9 protein-coding genes and 2 pseudogenes are annotated in these 17,216 nt (G+C 59.7%); 5 read left to right on the forward strand and 6 right to left on the reverse strand.

Annotated features, from left to right (window positions below; genetic code table 11):
• The first annotated feature begins 423 nt into the window (after positions 1-423).
• Together MAXJ12_RS18615 and MAXJ12_RS18620 are read left to right on the forward strand one after the other, a co-directional pair.
• On the forward strand, positions 424-1,614 hold the full coding sequence (locus MAXJ12_RS18615) for an adenylate/guanylate cyclase domain-containing protein (RefSeq protein WP_008837504.1): 1,191 nt from the start codon (positions 424-426) through the stop codon (positions 1,612-1,614).
• Positions 1,615-1,644: 30 nt separating this feature from the next.
• The gene (locus tag MAXJ12_RS18620; RefSeq protein ID WP_008837505.1) at positions 1,645-2,037 is read left to right on the forward strand and encodes a DUF3307 domain-containing protein; all 393 of its coding nucleotides are present in this window, start codon (positions 1,645-1,647) and stop codon (positions 2,035-2,037) included.
• A 39-nt stretch (positions 2,038-2,076) separates the two neighbouring features.
• Here MAXJ12_RS18620 and MAXJ12_RS38925 read toward each other — a convergent pair whose 3' ends face one another.
• From MAXJ12_RS38925 to MAXJ12_RS18635, 4 genes are all read right to left on the reverse strand, one after another.
• Complete coding sequence (locus MAXJ12_RS38925) at positions 2,077-2,304, reverse strand: hypothetical protein (RefSeq protein ID WP_244421525.1); 228 nt, start codon at positions 2,302-2,304, stop codon at positions 2,077-2,079.
• Positions 2,305-2,311: 7 nt separating this feature from the next.
• The gene (locus MAXJ12_RS35310) at positions 2,312-3,805 is read right to left on the reverse strand and encodes an adenylate/guanylate cyclase domain-containing protein (RefSeq protein ID WP_008837507.1); all 1,494 of its coding nucleotides are present in this window, start codon (positions 3,803-3,805) and stop codon (positions 2,312-2,314) included.
• Positions 3,806-4,259: 454 nt separating this feature from the next.
• Complete coding sequence (locus MAXJ12_RS18630; RefSeq protein WP_008837509.1) at positions 4,260-5,201, reverse strand: hypothetical protein; 942 nt, start codon at positions 5,199-5,201, stop codon at positions 4,260-4,262.
• A gap of 8 nt (positions 5,202-5,209) precedes the next feature.
• Positions 5,210-7,045 carry a caspase family protein gene (locus MAXJ12_RS18635; protein WP_008837510.1) on the reverse strand — a complete coding sequence of 612 codons (1,836 nt, stop codon included), beginning with the start codon at positions 7,043-7,045 and terminating at the stop codon, positions 5,210-5,212.
• A 1,210-nt stretch (positions 7,046-8,255) separates the two neighbouring features.
• On the opposite strand from MAXJ12_RS18635, the gene MAXJ12_RS18645 reads away from it, so the two are divergent.
• Both MAXJ12_RS18645 and MAXJ12_RS18650 read left to right on the forward strand, forming a co-directional pair.
• Positions 8,256-11,324, forward strand: a complete 3,069-nt coding sequence (locus MAXJ12_RS18645; RefSeq protein ID WP_008837514.1) for an ATP-binding protein — start codon at positions 8,256-8,258, stop codon at positions 11,322-11,324.
• 12 nt (positions 11,325-11,336) lie between these two features.
• Positions 11,337-12,671 carry an NADH:flavin oxidoreductase gene (locus MAXJ12_RS18650; RefSeq protein WP_008837515.1) on the forward strand — a complete coding sequence of 445 codons (1,335 nt, stop codon included), beginning with the start codon at positions 11,337-11,339 and terminating at the stop codon, positions 12,669-12,671.
• 425 nt (positions 12,672-13,096) lie between these two features.
• Here the strand turns inward: MAXJ12_RS18650 and MAXJ12_RS34500 are convergent.
• Positions 13,097-14,033: pseudogene (locus MAXJ12_RS34500) on the reverse strand (IS110 family RNA-guided transposase).
• 334 nt (positions 14,034-14,367) lie between these two features.
• Positions 14,368-15,368, reverse strand: a pseudogene (locus tag MAXJ12_RS18665) (IS110 family RNA-guided transposase).
• Positions 15,369-16,161: 793 nt separating this feature from the next.
• Here MAXJ12_RS18665 and MAXJ12_RS18670 point away from each other — a divergent pair.
• Entirely contained in the window at positions 16,162-17,154 is a 993-nt protein-coding gene (locus tag MAXJ12_RS18670; protein WP_139043938.1) for a catalase family protein, read from the forward strand.
• Positions 17,155-17,216: the final 62 nt, after the last annotated feature.

Consider the following 17,216-nt stretch of genomic DNA (forward strand, 5'->3'; position numbering starts at 1 on the left):
TCTACTTTGAGCTATGATTTCTACCTGTTGAAGGCATACATTAGAATGCATCATAGTCAACTAGTGATGTATGAGACATCGCTATGGATGACGGCGACGTTAGCTTGTTAAAAGTTGGCTCTTATGGGATGCAACTCAGGGGTCGGCCGCAGTGCGCCTTAGGTGTCGACCCTGCGGCAGCGCTAATGATAGTGGGCGCGGGCGATATCGACGTATCGAGCACGTAGTCGCCGAACGATTGATTAATTTCGCGGCTCACGGATACTTCGAGAACCGGCCTGGCTCGCCAGGCGCGCTGCTGACCGCCAACCCCGCGAATGTTGGTTTTGACGGAGCACCGTCGACGTTCTGCCCAATGGTTTCGAGCCATCGATCGTCGTCTCCAAACGGGTCGAGCTCTATGGCAGATATCAGGGCGTCGTCATGGTTGCCGTGAGCTTCGCCAATCTGTCGGAAAGGCTGCGCGGTCTGCGGCTGTCCGGTCACGGGCGGGCCTTTGTACTGGGTGACGGCGACAAGGTCTTGGCCGCATCCGACGGACCCGGCGTGATGCCTGCGCATCTGGGCGATTTCCCACAGGACGATGCCCTGGCTGCGGCTGCGCATGAGGCGATTTCGGTGACCAAAACGCATGAATTCCGCACGCAGGTCGATGGCGGTGATGTCGGCAAGGTTTTTGTCTCGTCCTTCACGCTTCCCTTCGAGCAGTGGCGTCTTCTGACTGCGATACCGCGTTCGACCTTCGCCGGAGAGATCGACCGCAACACGCAGCGCGTTCTGCTCGTGGTCGTCGGCCTGGTCGTGCTGGCGGCAGCAACGGCGGTGCTGTTTTCGAACCTGCTCTTCGCGCGGCCGATCCGCGCGTTGGCTGCTCAACTGCGCTTAATCGAGCGCTTTTCGCTCGACCAGGTGCGCCACGTTCCGACATTCCTTGCCGAACTCAACGATTTTTCCGAAGCGCTGAAACGGATGGCTGCCGGCCTGTCGGCTTTCGCCAAATACATGCCGCTCGACGTGGTCAGGCCGCTCGTCGCCGGCGGGTTTGAACCGGCGCCGGGCGGGAAACTGGTGGAGGTGACCGTCATGTTCGCCGACCTGCCGGGCTTCACCGAACTCACCGAGCGGCTCGGCCCGGATGTCCAGCCGCATCTCACCAATTTCCTGACGCTCGCCGTCGAAGCCATCCACTCCGAAGGCGGTACGGTCGACAAGTTCATCGGCGACGCGGTCATGGCGATCTGGAACGCACCGACGGCTGTGCCGGATCACGCGCATCGGGCATGCCGGGCGGCCGCCGCGATCCGGGCTGCGATGCATGCGCTTCCCGCCGTTTCGCCGGACTACGGCGACATAAGGGTGCGCATCGGGGTTAACACCGGCACCGCGATCGTCGGCAATGTCGGATCTACCGAAAGGCTGAGCTACACGGCCATCGGCGATACGGTCAACATAGCCAGCCGCCTGGTCGGCGTGGCCAAGGAATACGGGGTCGAGATCGTGCTCAGCGACATGACCGTTTCGCATGCCGGCAGCCGTCTGCTTTCTCGGCCACTCGGCGTCGCCAATATTCGCGGGAAGGCTGTGCCGGTTACTGTGCATACGCTCTCTCCCTGAACGGAACACACTCGACCATGGAGGATGGTCATGCAGACGATGACTTTGACGCTCGCAATGCTTCTCTGCTTCCAGCTCAAGCACTTTGTCGCCGACTATCTGCTGCAGCCCGGCTGGATGTTGCGCGGCAAGGGGGATCTGCGCTGCGCCGGCGGCTATGCCCATGCGGGCCTGCATGCCTTGGGCTCGCTACCGGCCTTCCTCATTACCGGACTGGAGCCGGCCGTGATCGTGCTCCTGTCCGTCGCCGAATTCGCGGTCCACTACGCGACCGACTACACAAAGGCCGGATTGTCGGCGCGGAGTCATGCGGGTCCCAACACGCGAGCATACTGGGCACTTCATGGCGCCGATCAATTCGTGCATCAATTGACCTACGTCGGTCTGATCTTCTTTGCGGTTGCCTTGCCGCGGGGGATTTGATGTAGCACCATGTTCACCGATGCAAGGCGGACGTTCACTTCATTCGGGAAGGCCTGCCTTCAGCAAGCCGTCGCGCAGGTGCTCGGCATCGGCTGGATATCTATAGTGCGGCATCTCTGTTCGCACGCTGAAACCGGGCTTGCGGCGGAGCACCTCTGCGGCTTTAGTGCGAGCTTCGTCGAGACGCCCAAGCTGCGCCAGGCAGGCTGCTTCGCGCGCCATCAGCCAAGGGGACATCTCGTGCCCGAGTTTCCGGTTTGCCGCCAAGGCTTCCTCATAACGCTTCGCGGCGTATAGACAGATGGCAAGGGTGCCCCATGCAAATTTCACATAGGGGTCGAGCCTGATGGCCCGGCGAGACAGTTCGATGCCCTCTTCGGCGCGGCCGGAGACGCCAAACACTGCGGCCAAATGAACAAGGCCAACGGAGTCGTTGGGATTGAGCACCAAACCGCGCTCGAGATGCGATGTTGCCAGATCGTACTCGTCTCGAAATCGGTAGACCTGCCCGAGGAAGGTGTGACATCGGCTTTCGTGCGGATCCAAACGGACCGCCGCCGTGGCAATGTCCAGTGCCCGTTGTTTGATGGCATCGGACGCCGCCGTAGTGATTTTCGACCAGAAGCGAAAGGGCCAGGTAGGCATGAGCCAGCGCGTATCGCGGATCGAGGACCACTGCCTGCTCGAACAATTCGCGAGCAAGACGGTTGTCGTCAGGATCATAGCCGCGCAAACGCTGGATACCGCGCAGCAGACAATCATAAGCCGGTAAGCTGTCGGTCCGCTTGTTTGCGGCCATCCTGATTTCGGCGTCCTCCAACCGGCCCGCCACAGTAGCGACGATGGTCTGCGTCAGCTCGTCCTGAACGTCGAAAAGCTCTTCGATGCCGCGGTCGAAACGCTCGCTCCACAGATGGTTGCCCGGAACGGCGTCGATCAGCTGCGCCGTGATGCGAATCCGGCTGCCCATTTTGCGGACGCTGCCCTCGAAGACGTAGCGCACGCCTAGGTCGCGCCCGACCCGGCGCACGTCCACGGCTTTGTCGCGATATTGAAACGACGAGTTTCGGGCAATGACGAACAGCGCCCGGGAGCGCGACAGTTCGGTGATGATATCCTCAGTGATGCCGTCGGAAAAATACTGCTGTTCAGGATCGCCGCTCATGTTGGTGAACGGCAGGACGGCAATGGAAGGTTTGTCGGGAAGGGACAACGAGGGACCGACGGCCGCAGATATCGCCCAATCCGCGACCCTAAACACACGCACAGGATTGGCGATGTTCTTCAGCTGTTGCTCTCTCATGTCTTCGAAAGCAAGCTCGAGTCGGCCACGGGTCTCATCGCGCACCTTTGCCGAGAGGCAGATCCCGCCCGGCTCCGCCAGCGCCTCCAGCCGCGCGGCAATGTTGACGCCGTCCCCATAGACGTCCGAACCCTCGCAGATGATGTCGCCAAGATTGATGCCGATGCGCAGAAAGATGCGTCGATCCTCATTCAAAAGCGTGTTGGCCTCGGCCATTTTCTCCTGCAGTTCCAGCGCCGCGCCAACTGCGTTGACCGCGCTGGCGAACTCCATCAGCACGCCGTCGCCCATGACTTTGACAATGCGCCCCTCATGGCTCCGCACTATCGGCTCCAGGACGGTCTTCCGCCGCTCCTTCAGCACCGCAAGCGTTCCCGCCTCGTCAGTTTCCATGAGGCGCGAGTAGCCGACGACGTCCGCGACGGCGATGGCGGCAAGGCGGCGTTTGGCGCGTTCATCGGCCATTTAGATAATGCCTTAGGGCCAGTTTCCGCCGATGGTATTTGTGCCATGCCACCATGTCCATTGGCGGCTACGGGCACCAGCATTTCGAACATTGCTCAGAGGCCGACATAGGTCTGCAATAACGCGACTAAGCCGCTCGAGCCGCTTCAGAGAATGGCAAAGACACCACCAAGCCGAAAATTGAAACTGACCAACTGCTCTACCCAGCTTCAACATCTTCATCGCCGGCTGGATCGACGAACGCCGCCGGCGAGTCTCCCGCCAGCAGCTTTTCCTTCGAAAGCGGGGTCGGAACAAGAACTGTTCCCAGCAACACGCGGCCTTTGTCAACCAAAGACAGCTGCATCGACGCCCGTGTTGCCGTAGCTCTTGGTCAGCGCCTACGGGAAGTAGGCGGGGAAGAACTTGGCAGTACATCCCGCACGCCGATCGGGCCGGCGACGCGCGCTGACGTCTAAAGCGCGCCGTATATTCGCTCCGCGACTTTCTCGTTTGAAAGATAGTCGACTATTGCATGTCGGCTCGGCGGCTGGTTCTGCACGGCGCCGTAATTCTCGATCGCCGGAGTTATCGCGAAATTCGATTCATCCAGGGCGTAGAGCGCCACGTAGTCGCGCTCGTCATATGCGTTGAACCAGCCCTGCACGCCCTGCGGATACTCGAGCGGGCGGAAGGAATTGCGGATCTGCATGATACCCAGCGGTGATCCTAGCGTGATCAATAGCGGCACGTTCGTGGCCGAGTTCTGCGCACGCAGCACATCGTACGCGACGACCGTTCCGAGCGAATGTGCGACGACTACGGTCGGCTCGGCGTTCAGCGACGCGCCGACGATGCCGTTAATTGCCTTCCGGCAGGCGTCCACCTTGAGATAGAGGTACACATCGCGCGTGAATTCCGCGAGGATAGGTCCGCTGAGGCCGGTGTGGCGGTCCAGCGCACGGAGCCCTGCCTGTACCCATTCCCAGTTGAGCGGCCCGCGTTCGGTCGTCCGGTTGCCGAACTCCTCGTCGACCAACTCATCCGGCACGGCCGCCTTTTTGATCATCTCGTCAACGAACTGTGACTGGAACGCGAGCAGGTCATCCGTCGTGCCGTCGCCTCGCGAAGTGATGTCAGTTACGAGCGGTAGCTTGGAAAGCGTGACGAACCGGTCGAGTTCGTCGCCATAATAGGGAAACTCGATCTGGAGGTCGCTGGCGAGCGTCAAGTTCTTCTTCTTTAGCGCGTCACTGAGACTTTTAACCCATCTGTCGCGGAGCGCGACCTGGTCGAGACCCTGTTGCTGGCGGCCATGGATGAGCACGAGGCGTTTGGCCGTCGCCATGGCCTCCGGGATCGAGAGCGCTGTTACCGCGCCCGCCGCGACTGCCATGAAGGTTCGCCGGGTGGTCATGACCTCTCCTATCTCGGTTCGGGGAGGCGGCCGCTGACGATCGGAGAAACGATCGATTTCGCCTCCCCCGACAGGGTCGTCCACAATGAAGGCATGAGGAACGGCTTCAACTCCGCAAGGCCATGTGGCGATGCGATGTCGTAGGGGCGCAAATATTCCCAGCCTTGGGTAAGCATGGGCCAGAACGGAAACGCCGTCGGGATGGCGCCTCCGACATCACGGCGCCGATCAAGCATTGCGAGGTCGAAGAAATCGAAACCCAGATCGTCTCGCATGAAGCTTGAAACGGAGCTCACGCTTTCGGGGAGACCGGCCTGGGCGTAGGCATATGCAGCATAGATGCCAAGTGTCGGATCAAGCGACTTCATCAGCCTGATTTGATCAGCTATCTGTGCCGCATTTTTGGCACGAGTCGATGCATCGCCCTCAATCCGGAAACCTCCAAGGGCCGAAGCGCTGGCTACGATAGCGTGAAGATTGTCGATCCGATCTTTGTTGTCGCCATATTCAAACCACCGAGAGCTGTTCGACGATGGAACGAAGGTCACGCTGTCTACCCCGACCTCTCCGTAGAAAACGTTGGTGATGAAGCCATCGATGACCGGAAAGACGGACAAGTTTCCGTCCGCGAACTGAACCAGGCAATCGCAGACGCGATAGTGGCCTGCGAAATCGACTCTGATATTCTGAATCGAGAATCCGATAATCAGCTTCTCAGACTGGACGCTTGGATGGGTGATGATGTCGACGACATCGATCCCGCTGACGGACAGGCCGGTCTGGGTCTCGAAACTCGACGGGAACGCCGAACTCGATATCTGCGTCTTCAGCGTATCGAAATCGCGATAGGCACCGCTGTTCTTGATCGCGTTCGAAAGTGAGGACGACAACGGCGAGCTGTCGCTGATGTTGATGCCGGCCTCGTTGAGCGCCACGTTGGCGACAGACTGGAACGACACCGGAATGCTGGTGGACGGAGCGGGTGGCGTCCGGGTCGGTTCAAGCACTCGGGAAAGATGGATGTCGGCGAACGCGTTGATGTCAGGGATTTGGCTCTTCGTCAGGCCAATTACTTCCTGCACCCGCCGGTTCGTCTCCGCCTTGAGATATTCTTTCAAGCTGCTGTTCTTCACGACGACATCGCCATTATCAAGCGTCGTGGTCATTTTGTCCCACGGAGCGCGGAAGGCGTCCATCAGCGTCTCCGTGAAAATGCCGCCCCTCTGAGCGATCCGATCCACGAGAGCCGCCTCATACGAAGGCGCAGCGAACGTGCATGCCTTCAATGTGTCGACCTGACCCTGATCCAGAAAATCGGCGGTGTTCGGGAATATCGGGCCGCCCTTCACGCGCGACAGTTGCGCGTTGGTCGGAAGCGACCGACACGCGTCGGAGACGATGACGACAGTCGGGATGCCGCAGGTCTGCGCCAGCGTCTGGCTTTCGAAGAAGTTCACCGCGCGGTTCGGATTGATCGGCGCGCCTGTCAGCATCCACCATTCGGTGAAGCCCGTGGCGAAGCCATGCCCGGCAAAGTAGATGACGAGAACGTGGAAGGTGCCAGGTGTCACAAACTTGCTGGTGGCATCGAAGACATCGTCTACCGAAACCGCGCCGCCATTCGCGTCGGTCAGCTTCTCGACCTTGAAACCTTCGCCCCCGAGCCACGCAGCAACTTTGTCAGCATCCTTCGATGCGGAAAGCGTGGCAAGGCCGTCGATCCTGTCGACCCCGATGACAATTGCGCCTCGAACGCTCCCGCTTGCAGGCTGTGCCGCCGCCTTGGGAAGGTAGCTTGCGCCCAAGGCAGCGCCACCGAGAATGATCACGTCGCGTCGGTTCATTTGAATGACCCGGTAGGACAGGAGGCGACGCTACCTTAACGCAAGGGAAAGTTCCAGCACCTTGGATTGCCGGACCTCGGCGATTACCGCCTCAACACCGCGTTTAGTGCCAACGAGCCGCGAATGTTCGTCGAACAGCGCCATCGGCGACGTCTGATGCAGTGCATGGCGGGCATGCGGGCATGCGGGCGGCGGCGAATGCCGTGCAAAGCGCCGCTTCACCTGGGCGACTAGTCGTCGGGATCGGCCGAATTGCCGAGGGAAATCCAAGAATGTCGCGCTTGGGTACTCACGCCGATGCCGAGCACAGTGCGGTTGGCGTAGGCGAAATAGGCGACGACCTGATGATCTCAAGGATCCGGCCCTCGTCGAAGCCAGTTGCTGGAATGGCGCATCACCTGCTCGCTGTGCCGACGATCATTCGGCGACAGTGACAAAATACAAAGTGCCCTCCCCCTTTCCGCCATTACCTTGAGGCTGTTTTGGGCGGCGAAGAACTGCTCGACGCTGAGGCAGAACGCGGCATTCGACCCTGGGCTCTCCAACCGATATCTCTCGCATGCTTTTAATGCGTCGGATCCCGAAACCTACCTTCCGATAGGCGTCTCGGACACTTCGGGGTTCTGGGCATCATCCTTCCAGAACTCGACGACATCATCGCAGCCGAGCAGATCGATCTGCCCTCCCCAGCAAGGCTCATTCTTCCGCTTCATTTACGGCCGGATTTGTTGGCCGGCGTTGCCATAGTCGTGCGCAGCGGACCGGCGATGCTTGAGATGTTGCACGACCATACGTTCGGTGAAAATAGAACCCGGTTCGGCCATCACGATGATCGCCAGTAGCCATAGGTCCCGAACACCAGTGCAGTGTGCATTTATTTTGAGAAATACCAGCCCCAAATTCTCATAACTTACCGCCAAATATGACCGAAACGGCCGCATTACAGTTAAGTGCCAAGCAACAACGTCGGACGTTTGCGAGCGCGACGCACGAGGTATCTGCATGCGACTGAACCTCCATCGCAGCTTCCTTCAGGCTGGCCGGTCGCCCCAACGGGGGGCATTCGTGGGTGGGAATCTGAGCGCACGACTTGTGTCGGCAAAAGGTGTAGGATCGCAGTCGGGACTTTCTTCGAAACAATTGTCGTGAGATCCTCAGGATGCACGATCGTCATGAGGAGAGGGCAGGTCGGAGACCGGCGCGCGAAGCCATGGCGCTCAGCGGCGAGCGCAGGCAGCTGACCGTTCTCTTCTGTGATCTGGTAGGTTTTACAAACCTTTCGGAAAACCTCGATCCGGAAGATCTCAACGAGGTGATCAATGCCTATGAGCAGACCTGTAGGCAGTCGATCGAGCAGTTCGGCGGCTATTTCGACAATCTTCATGGAGACTGCGCGGTAGGCTTCTTCGGGTATCCCACATCGGGAGGCGACGAAGCCGAGAGAAGCATCGATGCAGCCTTTGCGATCCGCTCGGGAGTTGGGCGGCTCATGCTGCCGGGGGCGCCGCCTCTTGAGGTCCATGCCGGCATCGCGACAGGGACGATTGTCATCCATGTTGCCCATGGCGTCCCCAAGTTTGTGGGTGAGCCTCTGACGCTGGCGGCGCGGCTGCAGTCTCTAGCAGTGTCCGGCGAAGTGCTTGTCTCGGGGTCAACGCATGCATTGGCGAGGCTGGCTTTCAAGTTTCGGAACCGCGGGGTCCAACGGCTAAAGGGCTTTTCGCAAGGAGTTGCCGTCTGGCAAGTCCGTCCGCCTTCAGGGGACAGCCGCCACCATGCCGTCAACAGGCCAAGGACGCCCTTTGTTGGGCGGCTAACGGAGTTGCGGTCCCTCGCCGAGGCCTGGCAACGCTGTCAGTCGGGTCACGGCGAGTCTGTTCTCGTCGTCGGGGAACCCGGGATTGGCAAGTCCAGGCTCGTCAAGGAGTTCGTCGGCAACCTTGCACCCGACATTTTCCACGTCAGTGTCGCTTGCGACGCGCAGAGGTCCAAGACGGTGCTGTTTCCGTTCGTGCAGCACCTTCACGAGGCTGCCGGAATGCGACTTCTCGATGCTCGCGAGAAGAAGCTAGAGAAGATCAAGCGTCTCCCGCAGTTCTCCGATTTGCATACTCCAGCATGGTTGATCAGGCTACTCGGAATCGAGGAGCCGGAAAAAAGTATCGATCCGGAACAGCTTCGCAGGCAAACGATCGAGGGGCTGATCGAATATTTCACTGAGCTCGCGGACCGGCAGCCTCTACTGTTGCACGTGGAGGATGCACACTGGATAGATCCGACGTCGGCCGAACTTCTGTGGGGCCTTAGGAACCGACTGCAAGCCACCAGCGCATTGATGATCGTGACCACCCGGACTACAGGCCATCTCGCCAGGTTGGGTGGGGAATCCCATACCTTGACGCTTAGCCGCTTGGGCGAAGCGGAAACGCTAACCATAATATCCCGACTGGCAGCCAAGGCCTCGTTGCCCTCCGGTGTGGCCGGCGAAATAGCGAGGCGAACCGAAGGCGTTCCACTGTTCGTTGAAGAACTGACATTTGCTGTCTGCGGCCGAGTCAATGGGGCGAAGAGCTCCGAAATGGGAGCCCTCTTCGAAGGGACTCTACCATCAAGCGTGAAGGAATCTGTTCTGATCAGGTTGGACCAGATCGCCGCCGCCAAGAGGGTGGCCCAGATCGCTTCGGTGATCGGGTGCGAGTTCGACCTTGAAGTCCTCGAGGATCTTGCGGGCGAAAGAAAGTCCGTTCTTCGGCGCGGACTCGAGGACCTGGCTAGGTCCGGGTTTGTGTCCCCACTTGGGAAAGGCGACCGTTTCGTCTTTCATCACGCCATCGTTCGCGATGGCGCATACGGCAGTTTGCTCAGAAGCGATAAACGTCAGCTGCACCAGAGACTTGCGGAACTCTTGGCACAGCAAGCTCCCACAGATCCAGGCTACGCCCCGGAGATCATCGCCCATCACTTCACTGAAGCCGGTATATTAGACAAGGCGGTGGACTTTCACCTCGAAGCTGCGGCGAAACTGCTCGAGCGGGCCTCCAACAGGGAAGTTCTCGCACACACTTCGGAAGGACTCCAGCTCCTTGCAAGGTTGCCCCGGGACGGCACGCGGCGCTATCGAGAACTTTCCCTACAGCTGATGCGGGGGGCTGCCTTCTGGGTGATCGAGGGATTCTCGTCGGCCGAGGTTGAGAGCACCTTCCTCCGCGCCCGCGAACTGGCGGAAGACTGCGGCAAGCTCGACCAACGGTTCATTGCCCTTCGTGGCCTATTCGGCTGCTACTACGGCCGCGGACAGCTTCTGCGCGCAGCCAGACTGGCGGAAGACGTGCGCGCAGTCGCCGACATGACAGGGCAACCCAGCGATCAGTGCGTGGCAAATCTGCTCGCCGGGCAGATCGCGCTTTGGCGTGGCCGATTGATTGACGCCCGCACGTTTCTGGAGTTGGCGTTGTCCCAATACCATGAGTCCGAGCAGCGACAGAAGCTGCTGTCGACACAGATCGATCCGGCGGTAAACGCCAGGATTCACTCGTGCTGGGTGCTATGGAAGATGGGCCTGCCGGATACCGCCCTGCGATTGGGCGATGAGGCTTTGTCCTTGGCGAGGCGAATCGGGCAGCCATTTGGACTCTCCATGGCCCTGCTTCTGGTGGCCATCATGAAATCGTGGAGAGGCGATCGGGAGCAGTCCCGGATGCTTGGCCGGGAGCTCCGCAAAGTGACCGCCGACTATGGGATCTCATATCTGGCCGCCTCCGCCAAGGTGCTCGAGGGTGAGGACCTCATTGCTTCGGGTCATCCCGAACAGGGCATCGCATTGGTCATATCCGGCCTCTCTCACTTCGAGCAGCAAAGCGGTGGACTGGGCTGGCCCTGGGCAATGACCCTCGTCGCAACCGGCCTTCGAGCGCTGGGTCGGCCCCAGGAGGGAATTCGGGCGATCGACAAGGCTCTCCTCGGCCTTAGGAGAAACGATGAGCGTCACTGGGAGGCGGAACTCCACAGACTCAAGGGCGAACTCCTGTTTGAGACTGGCGCGGAGAGCCGATCGGCGATGAAGGAGATCCGCCGCGCCCTCATGATTGCACGCCACCAGCACGCGACTGCGCTGGAGCTGCGAGCTTCGATAAGCGTCGCCAAATACTCCCATCGCGAAGCAGACAGGCAGCGGGCATTATTTGCCGTCCGGTCAACTCGCGCCAGGTTCACCGAGGGTGAAGGTACTGCGGACATTAGCACCGCTGACGCACTGCTGGATGGAACGCTGGCGCTATAAGGAGCTGCGGCCGTGATATTCGAGGAACGGACGCTCGGGAATGTCACGTTTAGAAATCGGATCCTTCGCTCCTCTGTGGGGGGCAGGATGTGTGCCTATGACGGCACTGTGACGGACGTCTGGCGCAATTTTGAACTGAAGTTCGCGCGCGGCGGCGTCGGCGGAATTATTTCGACGACGTTCAGCACGAATCCCCGAAGGCAATCGCCCCTGGAATATCCGACCATCAGCGACAAAAAATATGTGCGTCCGCTCAAGGTAGCCATCGATGCGATAAAAGGCGAGGGGTGCCGATACATCGTCCAGATCGGCGATCCAGGGGCTGCCACCCAGTTGAGTCTCTTTCCCGAACGTGAGGACGAGCTCTCTTCCTCGAACGGTTTCGAGCCCTTGTATGGATACGGCAGTTTCCGGCGAGAAATGTCGGCGCAGCAAATATCGAAAGCGATCTTCGATTTCGAGATTGCTGCCGCGAGAGTTCAGGACGCCGGTGCAGATGGCGTGGAGATCACGGCGGAAAAGGGCTATCTGATACACCAGTTCCTCAATCCGGGCATGAACCGCAGAAAGGATGATTGGGGCGGGTCACCCGAGCGACGTTTCAGGTTGCTCGAGGAGATCGTGAAAGCTGTGAGGTCCCGAGTCGGCCGCGAGTACCTCGTGGGCGTCCGCATTGCGGCAGCCGATTTCAACTATCTGCCCTATTTGAATTTCGCCTTTCGCGTGCCTTGGGTGTGGCCGCTCCGGCATCACTTCCTCGGCAATTCCGTTGAGACGACTATGCGCTATGGGCTGCGGCTGAAGGAACTCGGCGTCGACTACCTCCATGTTGTGAATGGGTACGGTTTCCCGAATCCCAAGGGCAATCCCGGTTCCTTTCCTCTTGAAGAGGTTAAGCTCTTCTGTAACGCAACTAGACACCTCAGTTGGAAGGCTGCCATTAGGGCCGCGCTGCTGAATCTGGTACCGAACTGGATCGCCCGTCCGATCTTCGGTTTGGGTTGGAGCTACAAAGAGGGAATTAGCCTTAATGACGCTCTGCAGTTCCGTGCAGGCACCGGTCTGCCTGTCATAACCAATGGCGGATACCAGATGCGCCCGGGCATGGAGGCCGCGTTGCAGCGAGGATGCGACTTCGTATCAATGGCACGCGCCCTCATAGCGACGCCCGATCTCGTGGACCGCTTCAAGCAAGGATTGGATAAACCCGAAGCACCATGCACTTTCTGCAACCGCTGCTGCGCCCGCACGGCGACCAGTCCGCTAGGCTGTTACGAATTGGCGAGGTTCAAAGGGAGCGAAGAAGACATGTATCGGCAGATAATGGAATTGAACACACCTAGATGAGGTAACGGGCCTCTCGCGCCGGCGACCGAGAGGTTTTGGTCGCGGCGGTCGTCCCTCACAATGATGGTGTGAACGGCGTCATGGCCGAAGCCAGCGCCAAACATCATGGATCAGCAGCTCTCGCTCTTCAACGCCCATATATGGACCCCGCCCGATTGCAACAAGTCGGCTGGATCAGGATCGTTGGTCACAACTGCTGACGTATATCCGGCTTCCTGATGCGGCTGGACAACGTCTTCGCCGCGAGCCCCGATGGATTTTCGCGCGCTTCCACCTCATCGGCCCCTAGACATTGGCCGAAGCCAAGCCGGTCCACACACCAGGTTCGGGAAGCGACGGAATGACGATTTCACCATCTCCTACCATTTTGCTGCAATTGCCGGGGTGAGACCTCCTTCTGTTGTTCCTTCGTTTGCCGCTTCGCCTCAAGCTGCTTTCACCGACTGTGCGGGCTCGTAGAATGTGCCGCCCGAGAGCATGGCCCACACAATCGTCGCATTCTTGTTGGCGAGCGCGACAGCCGCGACATTGGGATGCCGCCTTTGCCGCAGCTGACCGAGCCAGAGGCTTCGGGGATCCTGCTTGCCGGCTGCTTTACCGAGCGCAGCGCGAGCACCATGGATCATCAATGTGCGCAGATAGCGATCGCCGCGTTTGCTGATACCGAATAGGTGGGCTCGCCCTCCACTGGATCGTTGTTTCGGCACCAGGCCGAGCCAGGCCGCGAACTGACGGCCGTTCTTGAAGCAGGTTCTATTGCCTACGGAAGCGATCAAGGCGGTTGCCGTTACGGGGCCGATGCCTTCGATCTTTCCAAGCCGCTGGCACTGCTCGCTGGCGCGGAAGATCTCTCGTATCCGCCGATCATAGGTTGCAATGCGATCATCGAGTCGGCCATTTCCGCCCGCAACTCCCTCATGAGCGAACGGACCATGTCGCTGAGGCCGTCATCGTCGTTCCCGACGATGACGGCAAGGCTGCGTCGCGACGAATGCGATGAACGGCCTGGATTGCCAGCTGATCAGTCGACTTCGGCGGCACAAAGCGCATTGATGGCCGGCCGACCGCCTCGCAGATGGCTTCCGCATCGTTCCGGTCGTTCTTGTTCGACTTGACGTATGGTGTCACGAACTGAGGGCTGATCAGCCGAACCTCATGGCCGAGATCGGAAAGCACCCTTGCCCAATAATGCGCTCCGTTCGAGGCTTCCATGCCGACCAGACATCGCGGCAGATTGGCGAAGAAGCGGGCTACCGCGTCGCGACGCAGCGTCTTTCGCACGACGACTTTTCCGTGGCTGTCGACGCCGTGAACCTCGAAGACATACTTCGCAAGATCCAGACCTATTCGAACGACCTGCATGACATCCTCCTTCGTTGCAGTTGGCGTTCGAGATTTCACCGCGCCTAAAGGGCGGGGTCCATACCATTGGCCCTTTTGGACAAGCGCATTTTTCGACGGCTGATCACGCGGGAACGGTGCGGTCACATGTTCGGCCTTTCAGCGCGGTCATTTAACCGCTGGCCTCGATGAAGTCCGCGATGCGAGTGGCTGATCATTACGGCGCGCTGTGATGCGCATCGGGCGTTTCGGCCTCTCTCGCCTCGGGATTTCGTCCCATGGAATCATCGTCTGTTTCGTGCACCTCGCCTCTGCCGGCTACCGCGCCGGTCAGCTCGTCCGGGTCGTTTTCGGCTCAAGCGCTTGCCACGCTGCTCGCCTCCGTCAGACCCCGATATGTCCCGCCCTTGTTCAGCAGCACCCAGATAATCCGCGCCATCTTGTTGGCGAGCGCGACAGCGACGACCTTGAGCGGCCGTCGCGCCAGAAGCGCAGCAAGCCATTTCGGCGCCTTGTCGTTGCCCCGCGCGTATCGCAGGACGGTCGTCGCGCCGAGCACCAGCAGGGAACGAAGCTCCGGGTTGCCCATCTTCGATAATACCTCCCAGCCGCTCCTTGCCCCCGCTCGAATGAGATTTCGGCGCTAGTCCGAGCCAGGCCGCAAAGTGCCGCCCGGACTTGAACCGCCGGGATTCGAAACAAGCGCCTTGATGGTTGCAGCCGTGATGGCGCCAACACCCGGTATCGTAGCGAGTCGTCGCATATCCTAGTCTCGTTTCGCCTCGGCAATGATTTCCCGCTCGATCTTGTCGGCGAGGGCCGACAGGGCCAAGCGAGCCGCCTTCGGCAGGCGGGCGTCGGTCTCGTCGCGCACGGTCTCGATCAGGCCAGCAATCTTCGCCGTGCCTATACCGGCGACAATGCCCAATTCCGACAGATGCGCACGAAGAGCATTGATTGCCTGTGTTTGCTGGCGGACCAGAAGCCCACGCGTCTTCAACACCATCGCGGCAGCCTGCTGTTCGGCCGATTTGATCTGAGCGAAGCGCATGGTCTTGCGGGTCACCGCCTCGCTGATCGCCTCAGCGTCGGCCGCATCTGTCTTGCCGCGTTTCACAAACGGTTTGACATAGGCCGGCGGGATCAACCGCACTTCATGACCAAGTGCCGCGATCTCGCGCGCCCAGTAATGCGCACCCCCGCAGGCCTCGATGCCACCAGACACGTTGGCTGCTTTTCGAAGAACCGCAACACCTCGGCACGGCGGAGCTTCCGGCTGACGATTGGAGTCCCTTCGACGTCAGCGCCGTGAATCTGAAAAACTTGCTTGGCCAAATCCAGCCCGATAGTGGTAATATGCTTCCCGAAACGGCTCCTATTTTGTGGCGTTGAATAAACGACCACGTTTTAGCACTCTGATGCTGCGGTAGCGGGCCGTTCCACCTCATCGTTACGACGAGCGATGCTTCCTGCCGGCCCGCATCTGCGACGCCGCGACCGGACGTCCGGTCGCCATGATCCTGCGTCCTGGCAAGACCCCGACGGGCAGCCATCTGCGCCGGCTTGTCCGGCGCATCCGCGCCGCCGGCGGCCTGTCGGACCTTCGATCACTTCAAGCCGACGGCCATAGCATCCACTCGGGACGTCCAACTGGGCGTCCATTTTGTCGTCTCTTGCCATGCATAAGAGCCCGTCCACATCGGAGGGACCTTCGCATGTCAGGTCAGGTCGAGCAGGTCGGAAATCGAGCGGGCCAAATGCGCGCTTACGCCCTTTTTGAGCAACACAGTGCGCTTCTCGAATCCCGTCGGCTGCGCGAGCCCTTGCTGAGCGAGAGCATTGAAGCTCGCAATCCGCCGCAATCGATGGTATGGAAGTACTGCGCTCTATACTTGCGGCGCAAGCGATAGTAACTCTGGCCCTGCGCGTTGAGTACAAGAAGGCTTGGATATTTCGATCTGGAGGTTCTGTGTGATGCGGCAGAGTTGCCCGTTTTAGTTGTGGCGCGCCTGACCTAACCATACGCAGAATTGGTCCTCTGGAGAGCTGGTAGACCATGGTACAAACTGCCGACCTTGCTGCGGTCCCGACGGCCGCTCAGTCTCCCAGCACAGCCTGGAGGGAGGTAGTTGGGGCATCCGAGGACACGTTGTTCGAGGGCTTCGCACGCGAGATCATGGCTTCGCAAAGAGAAGTGGCCGCGAAGACGCGTGGACCGCTCCGCCGTGGTTTTCATGCCAAGCTCCACGCAGGGTTTGTGGCCGAGTTTCAGGTCCTGACTGATCTACCAGACCATGCGCGTTTCGGAGTGTTCGGCGAGCCCCGGGTGTTCCCGGCATTGGTGCGGTTTTCCAACGGCGAGCCCGCTCCTCGGCCGGACAAACACCCTGAGCCGCGAGGCGTCGCCATCAAGCTGATTGGAGTCCACGGACCGAAATTGTTGCCGGGTCAGGAGGATGCAATTACTCAGGATTTTCTTGCCACGAGCCATTCGGTCACATCGACCGTTCGAAACGTCGAGCAGTTTATGGCTTTCATCCGAGCTTCACGCAACCGCTTGACCATGCTCTTCACGCTCGCTCGCGCGGTGGGCGCTCGCGAAGCCTTCCGCATCCTAAGGGCCCTTATCAGTACGGTTCTTCTCAGTCGGGTACGTAGCATGGCCAGAGAGCAGTTCTCCAGCACTGCGCCGATCAAGCTTGGTCCCTACGCCGTCAAATTCACGGTATGCCCCGCGGAGGGAACTGAGCCGACGGAAAGACGTCCCCTAACGCCCAACTTCCTTCGAGATGAACTGGCTGAGAGACTTCGCAGGGCGGACCTTATGCTGGACTTCCTAGTCCAGTTCTATGTGGACGATACCCGCACCCCGATCGAAGACACCTCTGTCGCGTGGGACGCGCCGTTTGTGAAAGTTGCGAAACTGCGCATCCCTAATTGCGATCTGGATCATCCGCTTACCCGTGCAATAAGCGAGGAGGTGGATCGCCTGTCGTTTTCCCCATGGCATGCGACAGAAGATCATCGACCCTTGGGCAACATAATGCGGGCCAGGCGAGTTGCATACCAGGCCAGTTCAGCACTTCGGCATCACAGTCCCGAACCGACTGACCTCCGTCACATCGAACTTCAATCTACCTGAACATCTAATCAACGACCTAGTCTTACTGTGTCATAAGTTTCGTTAACGATTGATTGCGAGAC

Source organism: Mesorhizobium alhagi CCNWXJ12-2, from assembly GCF_000236565.1.
Classification (GTDB): domain Bacteria; phylum Pseudomonadota; class Alphaproteobacteria; order Rhizobiales; family Rhizobiaceae; genus Allomesorhizobium; species Allomesorhizobium alhagi.

Bases quoted from the DNA above. Each gene is read 5' to 3' on its own strand.
- MAXJ12_RS18635 (WP_008837510.1), bottom strand. From the start codon at position 7,045: ATGAACCGACGCGACGTGATCATTCTCGGTGGCGCTGCCTTGGGCGCA.
- MAXJ12_RS18620 (WP_008837505.1), top strand. From the start codon at position 1,645: ATGCAGACGATGACTTTGACGCTCGCAATGCTTCTCTGCTTCCAGCTC.
- MAXJ12_RS35310 (WP_008837507.1), bottom strand. From the start codon at position 3,805: ATGGCCGATGAACGCGCCAAACGCCGCCTTGCCGCCATCGCCGTCGCG.
- MAXJ12_RS18645 (WP_008837514.1), top strand. From the start codon at position 8,256: ATGGCGCTCAGCGGCGAGCGCAGGCAGCTGACCGTTCTCTTCTGTGAT.
- MAXJ12_RS18615 (WP_008837504.1), top strand. From the start codon at position 424: ATGGTTGCCGTGAGCTTCGCCAATCTGTCGGAAAGGCTGCGCGGTCTG.
- MAXJ12_RS18630 (WP_008837509.1), bottom strand. From the start codon at position 5,201: ATGACCACCCGGCGAACCTTCATGGCAGTCGCGGCGGGCGCGGTAACA.